15 protein-coding genes are annotated in these 13,142 nt (G+C 39.6%); 5 read left to right on the top strand and 10 right to left on the bottom strand.

Going from position 1 to position 13,142, the window contains the following annotated elements; genetic code table 11:
* Positions 1-252, top strand: a 252-nt coding sequence (locus HM003_08385) for a hypothetical protein (protein MBX5329348.1), incomplete at its 5' end; no start/stop codon positions are given.
* 17 nt (positions 253-269) lie between these two features.
* On the opposite strand, the gene HM003_08380 is transcribed toward HM003_08385, so the two are convergent.
* From HM003_08380 to HM003_08365, 4 genes are read right to left on the bottom strand one after another with little or no spacing between them, the layout of a single operon-like run.
* Positions 270-1,034, bottom strand: a complete 765-nt coding sequence (locus HM003_08380; GenBank protein ID MBX5329347.1) for a hypothetical protein — start codon at positions 1,032-1,034, stop codon at positions 270-272.
* 2 nt (positions 1,035-1,036) lie between these two features.
* Complete coding sequence (locus tag HM003_08375; GenBank protein ID MBX5329346.1) at positions 1,037-1,309, bottom strand: hypothetical protein; 273 nt, start codon at positions 1,307-1,309, stop codon at positions 1,037-1,039.
* Between the two features lie 4 nt (positions 1,310-1,313).
* On the bottom strand, positions 1,314-1,928 hold the full coding sequence (locus HM003_08370; protein ID MBX5329345.1) for a hypothetical protein: 615 nt from the start codon (positions 1,926-1,928) through the stop codon (positions 1,314-1,316).
* Position 1,929: 1 nt separating this feature from the next.
* Positions 1,930-3,408 carry a hypothetical protein gene (locus tag HM003_08365; protein ID MBX5329344.1) on the bottom strand — a complete coding sequence of 493 codons (1,479 nt, stop codon included), beginning with the start codon at positions 3,406-3,408 and terminating at the stop codon, positions 1,930-1,932.
* 402 nt (positions 3,409-3,810) lie between these two features.
* On the opposite strand from HM003_08365, the gene cas2 reads away from it, so the two are divergent.
* Genes cas2 through cas4 form a run of 4 tightly spaced genes read left to right on the top strand, consistent with a single transcriptional unit; the run spans position 3,811 to position 5,645 of the window.
* Positions 3,811-4,101, top strand: a complete 291-nt coding sequence (gene cas2 / locus HM003_08360; GenBank protein ID MBX5329343.1) for a CRISPR-associated endonuclease Cas2 — start codon at positions 3,811-3,813, stop codon at positions 4,099-4,101.
* Between the two features lie 52 nt (positions 4,102-4,153).
* On the top strand, positions 4,154-4,474 hold the full coding sequence (locus tag HM003_08355) for a hypothetical protein (GenBank protein ID MBX5329342.1): 321 nt from the start codon (positions 4,154-4,156) through the stop codon (positions 4,472-4,474).
* Positions 4,471-4,983: a hypothetical protein gene (locus tag HM003_08350; protein MBX5329341.1), complete on the top strand. Its 513-nt coding sequence runs from the start codon at positions 4,471-4,473 to the stop codon at positions 4,981-4,983. The genes HM003_08355 and HM003_08350 overlap by 4 nt, the downstream gene beginning before the upstream one ends.
* On the top strand, positions 4,926-5,645 hold the full coding sequence (gene cas4, locus HM003_08345) for a CRISPR-associated protein Cas4 (protein MBX5329340.1): 720 nt from the start codon (positions 4,926-4,928) through the stop codon (positions 5,643-5,645). Before HM003_08350 ends, cas4 begins: the two co-directional genes overlap by 58 nt.
* Before the next feature lie 8 nt (positions 5,646-5,653).
* Here cas4 and HM003_08340 read toward each other — a convergent pair whose 3' ends face one another.
* The 6 genes from HM003_08340 to cas6 form a co-directional block, all read right to left on the bottom strand.
* Complete coding sequence (locus HM003_08340; protein MBX5329339.1) at positions 5,654-7,051, bottom strand: ATP-binding protein; 1,398 nt, start codon at positions 7,049-7,051, stop codon at positions 5,654-5,656.
* A gap of 115 nt (positions 7,052-7,166) precedes the next feature.
* On the bottom strand, positions 7,167-7,829 hold the full coding sequence (locus HM003_08335) for a hypothetical protein (protein ID MBX5329338.1): 663 nt from the start codon (positions 7,827-7,829) through the stop codon (positions 7,167-7,169).
* Between the two features lie 11 nt (positions 7,830-7,840).
* Positions 7,841-8,773 carry a type I-D CRISPR-associated protein Cas7/Csc2 gene (gene cas7d, locus HM003_08330; protein ID MBX5329337.1) on the bottom strand — a complete coding sequence of 311 codons (933 nt, stop codon included), beginning with the start codon at positions 8,771-8,773 and terminating at the stop codon, positions 7,841-7,843.
* A complete protein-coding gene (locus HM003_08325) occupies positions 8,757-11,120 on the bottom strand; it encodes an HD domain-containing protein (GenBank protein ID MBX5329336.1) in 2,364 nt (787 codons plus the stop codon). The genes cas7d and HM003_08325 overlap by 17 nt, the downstream gene beginning before the upstream one ends.
* 5 nt (positions 11,121-11,125) lie before the next feature.
* Positions 11,126-12,781, bottom strand: coding sequence for a DEAD/DEAH box helicase (locus tag HM003_08320; GenBank protein MBX5329335.1), 1,656 nt, complete (start codon positions 12,779-12,781; stop codon positions 11,126-11,128).
* Between the two features lie 20 nt (positions 12,782-12,801).
* On the bottom strand, positions 12,802-13,002 hold the full coding sequence (cas6, locus tag HM003_08315; GenBank protein ID MBX5329334.1) for a CRISPR system precrRNA processing endoribonuclease RAMP protein Cas6: 201 nt from the start codon (positions 13,000-13,002) through the stop codon (positions 12,802-12,804).
* Positions 13,003-13,142: the final 140 nt, after the last annotated feature.

Genomic DNA, 13,142 nt, shown 5'->3' with positions numbered 1-13,142 from the left:
ATTGGGTTGATTACGAAGAGCGTCATAAAGCCGAATGAGATTCTGGCTGCTGAGGCTGTTGAGGAAGGTCGGGTTTTGAGCAAGGAAGTGATTAAAGTCTTGTTGGCCAGTTTTCAGGAGCGTTTGGACTCTGAAGTGATGTTTAATGGTCAGAAGGGATCATTGAAAAGCTTCATTCACCTGCAGCCAAGATGTGTTGTTCGTTTTCTTTTGAAGGAAGCCGAGTATACGCCTTTCTGCTTAGGGTGGTAAATAGGCTACGTTTTCTTTTATGCCATGGGTTTTATTTTTATATCAACCTGCCCAAATCCCTTGGATCGGTATCCTCCAAGATCTTTGATGTTTGCCAGTCTATTCTTAATTAAATCATTTTCGACTTTGTCTTTTGTCCATTCTGCTGAGTCAAGCCATTTGTCTCCTTGCGATTCTGTTAGATTTCTTTTTTGTCCAATTTTCCATCCTAAAATGTCATCTTCAACAAGGATCGTCACAACGCCTTTAAAGATGCTGTCTTCTGGAATAGCTTCGAATTTACCGATTGCTCCGCGTTCTCCTCTCGCAGAAGTTCCAATAACTCTGTCTTCTCTTATAAATTGAAGAGGCTCTACGCTTCCTTTAGTCATGTTGAGAAATGGAACATTAACAAATCCTATCAGTCCTCTCGCACCAAGAAGGTAGCAGACGGGACAAATATAATCATTAGGATTAGGGTAAGAACAGCAAAACTTGTAGAACCCATTTTCTAAGAGTTTCCGTTCGTCCGCAGAAATAGTTCTTTCGTCTGCAGGGATACAAGGTTTTAGCCATGGGTTTTTCCAGCGTTTCGTTGTTTTATCCAGAAAGTTGTCTATTAGGTATGTTTCAAGTTCATGTCTTAAAGCTCCTTTTAAAGAAGTCCCTTGAACCACGATTTTATTGCCTAATTTCACGACTGGGCTATCCACATCGGTTGTTCCAGGTATCGGCTTTACGCCCCCTATTCTAAAAGGCGCTTTTGTCACCAATTCAATTTCTAATTTTTCCCATTTGCGCATTGTTATACTCCTCTTACAAACTTTATAGCATTTAGTTTTTTAAATATAAGAGTTCCTAACTCAGTTGGCACATTTCTGTCCTCAATTTTATCCAAGATTCTTAAAAGTGTAGTTGCCTCAGGCTCATTTCTTCCCAACAGAAAGAGACGCGCTGCGCCATAACCATATCGGCTACACATATCTCCTACCGTGGAAAGAAACTTGTTACTGAAATTGGCGCGTCTTATTTCTGAATCTTTTCGCAATTCGTCAATAAGCTCTTCAACAATATCCATTTAATTAACCACCTCTAAGCAAAACTTTGGGCGCATAAACCTCACTTCCTTCAAATAATGACAATACGTAAACACCGGTAGTTATGGATGTTGGTTTAAAGAGATAACCGAAAACAGGTTTCCTACTCTCAATAGCAAATTTATCCAAATGTTCTAATGGTACACGTGTATTAAGGGTTCCTACGTTCATATTCTTCTTCCTACTTTCTCTACTGGAAAGATCAATTTCTATTTCTCCGACTTTTGTTAAAAGGCTATTCCCAAGTCCTCGTGTTCTTAATGCACCTATCGAAAGTTCTATTTTGTCTGGAAAGTCGCGAGTCTCCTCATTTTTCAGAACGTAAACCTTCCCTTTTACATCAACCAGAAATTCCACAGTAATTGGTAATCTACTTGAACCTGTTACGTAATTTTTAGGCGAGAAAGTTAAGTATTCTTTTTTAGGACTATTTATGAAGTGGCCAACAGCATGTATGTTCTTCATGCCGAAGTATGCTCTTAAGGCGCCTGTGATTTGGCTATAAGGAATTGTGGTAATTGCAGGTCTAAAAGTGCCTTTTTTTGTTCTCTCTCCCATACATAATGCTTCTGATTTCAAATTAAATTCGAGAAAATCCACCTTAATCCCCCATCATTTTGGCATACGTAAGTATATTCTCAAAACCGAATTTTTCCACTGCGAGACGAAGGCCAGTATATGAATGGAAATCTCTGTCTGACCTATCGCTTAAAGTAATCTTGGCTAACTTTGGTGATATTTCGCTCAGTTTTACTAACTTATAAAGAAGAGCTTTGTTATCTGTTTTAGTCCTCAAGAAGGCGCTCAAATCTTTCACTTTCAACCCAATATAACCCTTACCAATTAACTGGATATTTATCTCGTTTCTCGTATCTTGCAGAAGCCTCCAAATTTCTAAGAAAGGAAACTTTATGTTTGATCCTACGATTGAAAGTTTTAATGGTGAACTTGTGTCTTTAAATTTTGGGAAAAATGCATCATAAAGTCCATTGAATATTTGTAGAACATGTTTCAGTAAATTAAACGAATCAATTTGCACAGCCAGAAAATCTGCTAATATTTTCTGAACATTTTCAGAGCCAAAATCTTTTTCAATAGCGTCTTCAAAATATTTGAGAAATTTATCGTAATCCCATTGAAACTCCGAAATTGTCGAGAACCGAATTTCTATTGGGTCTTTTGGGGCTGACTCTCTTATCTCGTTGAGATATTGAGAGTATAATTCAGACAAATTTTTCAGTAATAATTCGTAGTCCAGCCATATTTTTAACCAACCGATTTTGGGGTTCTTTTCTGATGCTTCCCAGTCAACAAATTTTGGTAGACCGCTACCTGCTTCTCGTATTTTCCAGCATTTTTCACAAAGAAACTCTTTTATCCCGCTCTCTTCATCGACCCAAGGTTGGTCTTTGGCTTTAGAAATTTGGCAAAGTTCACAGATAGGAGGAGAAATCTCGTTGGGCAGTGGTGGATATATCACCATTTTGTCCTTTTTCCCTCTAATATCCTCAAGTTGAGGCTTTATACCACCTACTTGGGTTTCAGCATAAGCTACATCTATCCAAAATCCAAGGTCTTCAATCTTTTTTCTTATTCTTCCTAAAGGCTCTTGAACCTTGGAAGCAACTATAAGAAGCTCGTTTGATGTACTAAAGAAAATATTATCGGGTAGCTCTTTTTTGATGTCCTCTATCAACTTTTCGAGAACCTTGAAAACGTTCATATCTTTTGCTTTCACTGGCATCTGCGCGAAATTAAATTTACAGCGCATAACTGACATGTTCCACGTTTTTTTCTTTTTGTTAATAAGAGCTGCGACCTCTTCTTTGTTTAAACCCTGTAACTCTTCTAATTTTACAGAGAAGGTTGAATTGTCAGAAGTTAAAATTCTGAAAAATTGCCCAGTAAGCTTGGAGTGCGTATACAAACTGGTGATGTTTTTTCCACGGGTTGCATGTTCAGTTCTCTTCTTTAGCATATTTTCGTATTTCTCGAAAAAGTCATTCGCAGTCGGGTTTTTAGCGAGAAATGAAAATAGCTCTTTAGCTTCTTCAATCGACTTGATAAACGATTGTGTCATTGTTTCGCTGGGAGGATTCCACAATTTGTGAGTGTTGAAAACGTGAGTGTCTTCTCCTTCGATTGTATATCTGGAGAACGCTGCCGCCAAGTCATCTGCGATGCACAATTTGAAAGTATCTGGACTTGTAGGATATTTTTGGAAGTTTCTTGAGCAATGATGTTCTACTATGCCTCTCCATGTGTCATTTTCCAATCGAAAAGGAGCATTCTCAAAATTGTGCTCGATACCAGTCGCTCTTTTGTCAACTAATTTTCCTATATCATGCAACTCGGGCACTATCATATACTTCCCTCTGCATTGTACAGGAGAAACGGTTGCTCATTTTGAGACTCAGAAACCAAACTATTTAAAGTTAATGAATGCAGATATGATTGTATAGTTACCCTTGAGGTAGTTTAATTGCGTTATGTTGTAATTTATGATATTACTGACGACAACTTGCGGGCTTTGGTCGCTGAAACGTTAAAGGATTATGGGTTGCAGCGCATTCAATACAGTGCATTCATTGGCAGTCTGCGTAGGGACGAGTTGAACAGTTTGCTTGTGGATTTGAAGAATCTGATTAAGGATTTGATTGAGAACGTGCAGTTATTCCCTGTTTGCGACACTTGTTTTAAAGGACGGAAAGAAGTGGGCAAACCGAAAAGATATGAGCTGAAGGAAGAGAAGGACAAGATAGCATATTTCTGAGCTGCGCAAGGTTTATGTATGCATTTGACACCTTTTGTATACGGTGGACGTGTTGACGCTTAAACCTTTAGCAGTAAGGATACCCAAGGAAATCGAGAAGGAAATCCTCGAAGTGGTTGAACGTGCAAAGCTGGACAAAGCAACAGTTGTTAGGAATCTTCTTGAATTGGGAATTGCAGAATGGCGAAAGCAGACGGCTCTGGAGTTACTGCGAGATGGGAAAGTGACGTTTGCAAAGGCTGCCGAGATGGCTAAGCTTTCGTTGTGGGAGTTTGCTGATTTGGTGAAGCAGCGTAATGTGGAATGGGTTAGGTTTACGCCTGAAGAGATCGAGAAAGAGTTTAAGGCAGCGTCGGCGGCGAAGCACAAGTGAAGCTGCTTGTTTTCAATTCTACGCCACTGATCTACTTGACTAAAGTGGGGTTGAGCAAGGTTCTTGAAGATTTGAAAGGAGAAAAGGCGACGTCGCCAGAGGTTAAGCGTGAGGTTGTGGATGAAGGCAAGCGTAAGGGCGTTCCTGACGCGGTTGTCTTAGAGAAACTGTTCAGCAGTAAAGTGTTTCGTGTTGTTGAGCCGAAGGATAAGGAGTTTTTGTCGAGGTTGCTGCGGACGAGGGGGCTTCATGTGACTGATGCTGAGGTTTTGGCTCTTGCTCGGGAGTTGGATGGTTTGGCTGTGGTGGATGATGAGGTGGCGAGGAAGACGGCTAAGGTTTACGGTATAGCCTATGCTGGTACGCCCTATGTTTTGGTGAGAGCTGTTCCTGAGGGGTTTATGACTAAAGAAAGGGCTAAGCAGATGGTGAATGATATGGTTTTTGCTGGTTGGCGTTGCAGTGTGGAGACGTATGTGCGGATTATGGAGGTTTTAGAGAAGGCTTAGGATTGAGTAAGTATAAGGATAGTTGGTTGAGGCGGAAGCAGAAACTGCCTATTTCTGACGTCGCAGAAGAGTTTGTTTCTGTTACTGACATTAAGCACTATGTGTATTGCCCACGGCTTGTCTATTTTGACAAGGTTTTGCATGCTACGCCTGTTTTTGGTTCGCAGCAGGAGGAAGGTAAGGAGCAGCATGAGGATTATGTGCGGAAAGAGCTGAGGAGAAAAGATGCCATTTATTATTCGCCTGAGTTTGTTGGGGCTGAGAAGTTGCTGTTTACTTCGCTCAGTTCGCCCATGCTTGGGTTGCAGGGAAACGTGGACTGCATAATCAAGACGGTGAAGGAAGAGTACATTCCTGTGGAATACAAGAACATGAACTCGGATAAGGGCAAGATTTGCATGGATCATAAGTATCAGTTGGTTGGGTATGCGTTGCTTGTTGAAGAGAATTTTGGCACGGTGGTTAAGCGTGGTTTTGTTAATTATATTCCTGAAGAGTTGATTTTGCGGGTTGAGATTACGCCTACCATGAAGAGTTATGTTAAACGGGTTTTGGGACACATTAAACGGATCACACGAGATGAGGAACTACCGCCCATACGAGTGGCTAAGCACAAGTGCCAAGGTGGGTGTGGTCATAGGCAGACATGTATGCTATCTTAGATGTTGTTTCATGTCATGAGTGGTTCAAAGTCTGTTAAATCGAATGCAAGATGTCCTTGTTTTAGTAGGCGTTGTTTTTCGCTGATTTTTTTTGCGATGATTCCGTAGTTTTCTTTTTTTCTGTTCCATCTGAAGTGTTGCGCCTTAGTTTTTAGGTTTTGCAGGGTTCTTTGGCAGTCTACTTCCTTGAGGATGCTCCATTTTGTTTCGAGGAATGTTGCTGTTTGTTTTTCTTCGTCGAGTGCGATTAGGTCTATTTCGTTGTTTTCGTGCCACCATTTTCCGATTGTGGTGAAGGTGAAGGATAGTTTGTTTTGTGTTTTCATTTCTGTTAGTAGTTCGGTTGCGGCTTGTTCGAATGCGTGACCTAAGTAGGTGTTGTAGTCTTCGCGGATTTTGTTTAGAATGCCTTGGGTGTTTCCTGTTTCGAGTTCAGTTTTGTTTGGGAAGATGTATTTGAACCAGAAGTTTAGGTAGTTGTCTGCTATTGTGTAGAGTCCTTTTCTGGGTTTGGGGGTTATGGCGATTGGGTATGTTCTTTTTATGAAGCCGAGGTCTTCGAGTACGCTTGTGTATTTTGAGAGTATGCTTTTGTCCAAGTTTGTTTGGTTGAGGATTTCGCCGTAGGTTCTGGCGCCTTGGGCTATTGTTTTGAGGATTAGGCTGTAGTTGCGTGGTTCTCGTAGCTCTTCGCGTAGTAAGAATTCTGCTTCTTCGTATAGGAATTCGCCTTTTGTTAGGATTTTTTGTTCAATGTTTTGCCAGAAGTTTTGTTGCGGGTTGAATTTTCGTAGGTATGCTGGGACTCCGCCGAGGCAGGCGTAAACGTGTATTAGGGCTTCGGTGTTGTAGTTTGGGAAGAAGGGTTTTAGATGGTGTATTTTTAGTGGAGTGAGTTTCCATTGGGCGGTTCTTCTGCCGTAGAGTGGGCTTTTGTAGTTGAGGACTTCGGTTTCCATGGTGGCTATTGATGAGCCGAGGAGTATGAGCATGGTGTTTGTGTTTTTGAGGTTTTGATCCCAGATTTTTTGGAAGATGGATGGGATGGCGTGGTTGGCTTCGATGAGTGTTGGGAACTCGTCGATTATTATGGTTGTGTGCGGGGTTTTGTTCCATTTTGTGAATTCTTGGAAGAGTTCAATCCAGTCGTTTATGGCGAGTTTGGCGAAGCTTTCGTTTTTGAGGTAGTGGCTCATTCTTTGTTTTAGTTCTTGGATTAGTTCTGTTTCTGGTCGGCGGTCGGCGAGGAAGTAGATGTGAGGTTTGTTTTTTGAGAATTGGAGGGCGAGTTCGGTTTTTCCGACGCGTCTTCTTCCGTAAATGATTATTAATTCTGCTGTTTGCGTCTGGTAGTGTTGCTCGAGGAATTGGAGTTCTTGTTTTCTGTCTGCGAATAGTTGAAGCATAAGTAGGATACTCACGTTTCAACTATTTAAACTTGAGCAACTAAGCACAAGTGACAAGGCGGATGCAAACACAAACAAACATGCCAACAATAGCATCGCAATAACAAACAAATAGTCATTTCAAATTAGACTGAAATTCATTGCGTCTTTTCCAAAGGGAGTAGAATCTGTAGATACGGTCTTCAAATCTAACCTCTAATAGATTGGAGACTTTGAATCTACCAACCAAGAACCTTGTTGATGCGTCAGCTAATCGCACTCCAAATATTTCTTTGTTCTTTTCTGAATTATACTCTTGAAGGTAAATCATGTCTTCAGTTGTCCATTCATCTTTTTTCTCTTCAAAAAATACTTTTTCCTTTTTTACGATGTTGGCCAACGCGCTTTTCTTGCCAATGAACAGTTTGTCATATTTTGGTTCGACAAAGGAAAATGTGACGAATTCTGAGCCAGGCGTGATGAGTTCTTGGCGACCTTCGGTTATGTATCTGAGAACAGCGGTGATCTGCTCTTTTTGAAGATCTGCATTATTGATAGAGAAAAAAGTTTTGTGCTTTTTGACATCTAATGGAATGGCGAAGGTGCAAGGTACTTTTTCAAATTCGTACTGATCTGTCCCAAGAAATGCGAAGCGATGAGTGAGTGCTGCATAGACCTGTCTGTCGGTGAAGAAATTGTGAGTATAATAAGTCTTTCTGGTCAAATGAGAAACGTTTTGTCCAAATTCTTCAAGCTCGAATTTTATGGCATAAAGCGGAGGAGAATTCGAATGGAGCACAAATATTGACCTCAACTTTTTGAGGATTTTTTCAAGGATGTTTCGCCATAGATTTCAGTCTTGTGTTTCTCTATCAATTCTGGTAACTTCGCCCTGAGGGTTTCTAATTGTTTTTCATCTATAGCTTCAGAACCAAATAGAGCCTTTAGTTCCGTGATATTTACGTTTCCTGCCTCATCTACTTTGATTTTGTTGAGCAAGTCTTTGTGGGATATCTTCAAGTTATCAGTTATAGCTATTATCTTCGTCTCCATGGTGCCAAGCAAGGAGCTCCTCGAGCCATATCCCATAGCATCTGCTCTTCTAAGTGTCTCAAGGTACATCGCTAAATCAAATTTGGTTGGATTGAAGATTATGTCGATAAAAGGAAAAACTGTTCCAGGTTTAACCAATAGCATGGTGTATAGGCTGGGTTTCTTTTGTTCGCCTTTTTCAGCTTGTTCCATTCGAAAATCTGTACGCACAATGTTATGGAACTCTTCTTCGTCGATGAGTGCTTCTTCGTCGCTTTGAATTGAAAATGATGTCGTAGGCTTCAGTCTTGATTTAATCGCTTGAGTCTTGTCTTTGATTGCAATAACTCCTCCATAGGTGAAGCAATTGTAGCAGTTCATACACTGGTGATCTGGAGTAGCACATTTATAGTTTTCATTGTACTGCCTTAAGATAGCTTCACTTGCACGTCGATAAACTCCCCTACGTTTCAATCCTGTTAGATAAATTCTTGATTTGCCTGCATAGTCTATCTTGTCGTTTGACAAGTCTTCATGACTTGTAAATCTGGCAAAATCTTTGAGAACCTTGTAACCTACTATTGCAATGTAGTCGTTCTTCTGCACATACACCTTTTTGAGGCTTTCACCACTTGCAAGTTTCATTTCTTCGCCCAGATTTTTGAATTCGGGTAATTTAGCAATTATTTCCGGTTCATTCAGATGGCTCATCTTTCTCCAAAACTCCTTCCAGTTTGAGTTCGTAAAACTTCTTTGAATTGAAGAGATATTTAGTTTTTTGCACATAATCCTTTAATTGCGCCTTTTGCTTGTCATCCATCTGTTCTAAGGTATTTCTCAATTTTTCATGAATTTTAATTATATCGGCTCTTTTTTCAGAACTTAACAGTGTATTCTTGAGCAATTTATTCGCTATCACATCAATGGATTTAGGAGTGCCGTTAAAACCCACTAAAAACGAACCAACGTTTCTCCTAGTTTCAAGGGCGCCTCCAAGCTTTGCCATTTCCCATATTTGATCAGTTAGATTGAAAAGTTCATCATTTTTTGACATTTTACGAACCAGCTTATCAGTATAATTAGTGTATTTAAGATTACTCTTTTTAAATATTTGTGCCATACCGATAAAAGGATTTTTAAAATATTGAAGTATAACGTCTCTTTGTCGCCTAAAAGGCAGATTCGATTCGGTATACACGTACTCGAAGAAGTCTGTTCTAACATCCTCAATTATAGGAATTTCTCCATCACCAAACTGAACGACGTTGTTATTGATAGTAATTGGAACTTTGTTAACGCCAAGGGCAAGAATCAAGCAATTATGTTTCAACTTTGTTGCAAGCCATGAGAATAGAAGTTGCTGAAAGATAATATTTCCAGAGCCTGCATTGACATCCGCAATTGACATAACAAGAAATTGAAGATCATTACATTTCTTGATGTAAACCGACTGATGGGTTATCTTGAATCTCTCAATTAATTTTTTTATCGGTTCTTCAGGAGCCAGATTTTCGAATAAGGTTTCGTCAATTCCAAGTCCACAAATGATTAAGTGTGTCCGCGTGTCAATCCTTGCTTGCATTCCTTCGAGTTTTGTTCCGCAAAGTAGCGTATTGAGGATCGCTTCAATCTGGCAAAGGCCACAGATTACTTTAACTCGATCTCTGAACTCTTTCTCTGTTTCTTTGAATAAGGTTTCTTTAGCATGTTGCTTGTACTCGAAAGCGAATGGAGTGAGCTCAACCTCACTTTCAAAAACGCCGCAATTTGCACAAGGGCTCTCTTGAGCGATTTTTGCGAGAGGCACATCATCGTCGATTGCAAGATAATTTCCCACATCAAATTGAAAATCGACAGTAGACTCATTTATTGAATTGAGTGCAACTATCAATGGGAATAACTTATTATAGACTTGATCTTTACACGTTATTTTTGCTACGTCTGCACCAGCTTTAGAAAGAAACTTTTCGATTCGCGGCATGCCGCTCTCTGTGACCTTTTCCTCCAATTTGTCCTTCTTATCTTTCGGAAAGAAATTCTCTACAACCCATCTCGGAAATCGATTATTTTCATCCGAGAAGAGATAATATTTAGTAGTGCTTATTCCTTTGATCCCTTTTTGTGTAAGCCCAGATATTTCGTCGAGTCTTGCTAAATTTGACAGAATTTCCAAGCTAAGTCCAACATCTTCCAGACTTTGAATGCGTTTCTTTTTCAGCGAATCAAGTATGTCTTCAGCATATTTTCCCACAGTGAGATCAATCAATTTGGGTTTTATTTGTTTAGGCATGTTTGTGAATTGAGAATAATTGTCAGGGGCGCCGCCTAATATGCCTTTAAGGTTTTGGTCTTCGATGAATTTTATTAGGTTTGTCTCAAACTTCATGACTAAAAGTTTCTTTAGACTGCTGGAATCCAGCTTTGTAACTACTCTGCAGCCGTTAAAGGTCTCATATAGAAGTTTTACTTCTTGTATCTGCTCAAGAGTTTCAAAAAGCAGTTTTAGAAGAAATAGCCTTCCAATAGCGTTAAGTTCATTCTTAGAAAAGGAATAGAATCTTATGTAGTAGAAGTGCAAATTCGAGAAACCTTGCATTTCGTTCAGGTAGGTTATTAGAGTAGAAATTGGAGATTTCTTCAATCTGTTTTTGAGATCTTCATCACTCTCGGATGAAGCAATTTGATCAGCTATTGCTATGTAAGCACTGAGTTCATCAGCAGAGTCGTGATGTTTTTCTATTGCGTGAATGACGTGCTCATGACGCGACAAGTCGTCAAAACCGAAAGCTCTTCGAATTGTTTGATATTCTCTCGTATTTTTTATCAATTCCAATGCTTCCTTCGTTTTCGGGGTATGTGGTTCACCTGGTCCGGCTAAGAGTTTTCCCACGTCATGAAAAAAGCAGCCATACAGAAATTCTTCTTCGTTCAATCGCAACTTCAGTTGGTCGTAAATGTACTTTCCAACATGGAAGGTTTTGATTGCATGTTCAATGAAAGTCTCGCTTGTCGTTGGTTCGCCATATTTTACTTTTTTCATTAGCCAATTTGTTTTCATATTTATCACTCGAAGAAATTACATGGTTTAAATGAGCTATGTTTCGGTATTAATTTTGTCTTGTCGATGAGGATATAAGGGTAATCCTCGAGCTGTCCAATCTTTGCATTTACTAAAAGGGACATATTCCGCAACTTCAGTCGTAAGTTGTAATAAGGCGTTTCTTTGTACCTCTTCTTTTCAACAAGGGTAAAAATTGGCAATTCTTCTTTTTTTGCTCTTTGATATTCTCTTCTGACAAACCTACCTCCGTCTCGAAGTTCGCCAATGAAGAAAATGTCATCTGTGGGTTCGATATTTAGATAAGCATCTTTAAACGCCAGTATTTCGAAAATTGAGAAGGCAATATCCTCATATTTAACAGAGGGCGTTGGTTCTCTAAAACCAAGGTCCGGGAGAAAATCCTTGAACTCTTCATAATCTCTTTTCATCTGCTCTGTAATGATGACACTGACATGATCCTTTAGCCGAGTTGTGGTATATAGTTTGTACCACATGGCATTCATCATACGTTTCTGTTCTTCAAATGTTGGCGGCTTAAATAACTCAGAAAGAATCGACTCGAACTCTCCCCTTGAAACTTGCCTATCGGAGTTTAATGCACTAAGAAGTTGACTTTTGTTCGTAAGCAGTATAAATTCGCTTTGACCATGTCTTCCGCATCTTCCGAAGGTTTGAATAGCATCCTGAGAGTTTAGAGGTTCTTCAACAATCAAGCGCTTTACATCAATGTCAATCCCTTGACGAAACACCGTGGTTGCGAAGGTAAGAGAACCCTCTTTGCATTTCTCAAGATTTCTTTTTATTTGATCCTCTCTGGTCTCTTCATCGGTTTCATACCATGCTTTACCAACCAGCAATGCAGAATCTGCAAAGTATGAGTGCAGCCGTATAGCACGATCAACTGAATTGCAGACATAAACTGTATCTCTTTGAAATTGCTTCTCTTTGAGAAATTTCGCCACTTCTTCCGTATCGAGGTAATTTAAAACAATTGCGGAAACCTTTATAGGATATGTAAGACTCTCTCCATCAATTGTAACAAATGACGACGGTTCAATAATATCTTTAAGGTCCATCGTTGCACTGAGTAGATAAACATTAAGGTTTGGGTTCTGACTCTTCATGATCTTGATCAGGTTCTTAATATTCAGCATGGTATAAGTGTCAAAAAGATGAAGTTCATCAAACACAATACAATATAAACTTTTCAACAGTTGTGTATATTCAAATTCGATATGCTGAGTTTTCTTTTTTCTTAATAAAATATAGAAAACTATGTCGGGCGATGCTACTATGAAATCGTTTTCCCAGACATGCTTGAATAGCTCAGCAAAAGAGTATCCACTCTCAAGAATTCGGTGAGGTATTGCGAACCTTTCTAAATTACGCCTTAAACTTTCAAATTGAGACTGCACCAGAAGTCTTGTTGGGACGAGATAAAGACACTTTATTCTCTTATTGTTTTGTCTCGCTTTCAGATACTCATTTATAAAACTGAAAAGAAAACACAACGTCTTTCCTGAGGCTGTTGGGCTCTTCAAGATAATGTCACAATTCCGATTCTCAAAGAATCTATATTGATGAGCAAACGGTTTGGGAAAGGGAAAATTTGAAATCGGTAACTCGGAAAGTTTCGGCTTAGATTCGCGAACAATCATAATAACCGCCTACTCTAATTTCAAATATCTCCATACTCTTGTTTAGTCTTGAGGTAAGGAACATACTTTGTTACGCTGTATCCTCCTGTTTTGTTTCCTCCTATGTTTGCGTATTCCGCATATCGTGCCAACATACACGTTACCCTATTCCATTCGCTTTCTTTATCCTTCATTTCATAAGTCACCCACCCAACAAACCCCGTTGCCTTCTTCTTCCTCATAACCGCCAACCGCGCCTGCAACTCATACTCGCACACGCCTATATTCTTACGTATTTATACTATTTACTCGTAACCAGCACATGGGCATAATCTGACTTATAGGTTTTCATAAGACTTTTTCAGTTGAACGCCATCCTTCT

The organism is Candidatus Bathyarchaeota archaeon A05DMB-5, assembly GCA_019685655.1.
In the GTDB taxonomy this organism is placed as follows: domain Archaea; phylum Thermoproteota; class Bathyarchaeia; order Bathyarchaeales; family Bathycorpusculaceae; genus DSLH01.
This window is presented reverse-complemented; position numbering and strand designations above follow the sequence as displayed.

Coding starts and splice junctions, on each gene's coding strand:
- HM003_08380 (MBX5329347.1), bottom strand. CDS start 1,034: ATGCGCAAATGGGAAAAATTAGAAATTGAATTGGTGACAAAAGCGCCT.
- HM003_08375 (MBX5329346.1), bottom strand. CDS start 1,309: ATGGATATTGTTGAAGAGCTTATTGACGAATTGCGAAAAGATTCAGAA.
- HM003_08365 (MBX5329344.1), bottom strand. CDS start 3,408: ATGACACAATCGTTTATCAAGTCGATTGAAGAAGCTAAAGAGCTATTT.
- HM003_08340 (MBX5329339.1), bottom strand. CDS start 7,051: ATGCTTCAACTATTCGCAGACAGAAAACAAGAACTCCAATTCCTCGAG.
- cas7d (MBX5329337.1), bottom strand. CDS start 8,773: ATGAGCCATCTGAATGAACCGGAAATAATTGCTAAATTACCCGAATTC.
- HM003_08325 (MBX5329336.1), bottom strand. CDS start 11,120: ATGAAAACAAATTGGCTAATGAAAAAAGTAAAATATGGCGAACCAACG.
- HM003_08320 (MBX5329335.1), bottom strand. CDS start 12,781: ATGATTGTTCGCGAATCTAAGCCGAAACTTTCCGAGTTACCGATTTCA.
- cas6 (MBX5329334.1), bottom strand. CDS start 13,002: ATGAGGAAGAAGAAGGCAACGGGGTTTGTTGGGTGGGTGACTTATGAA.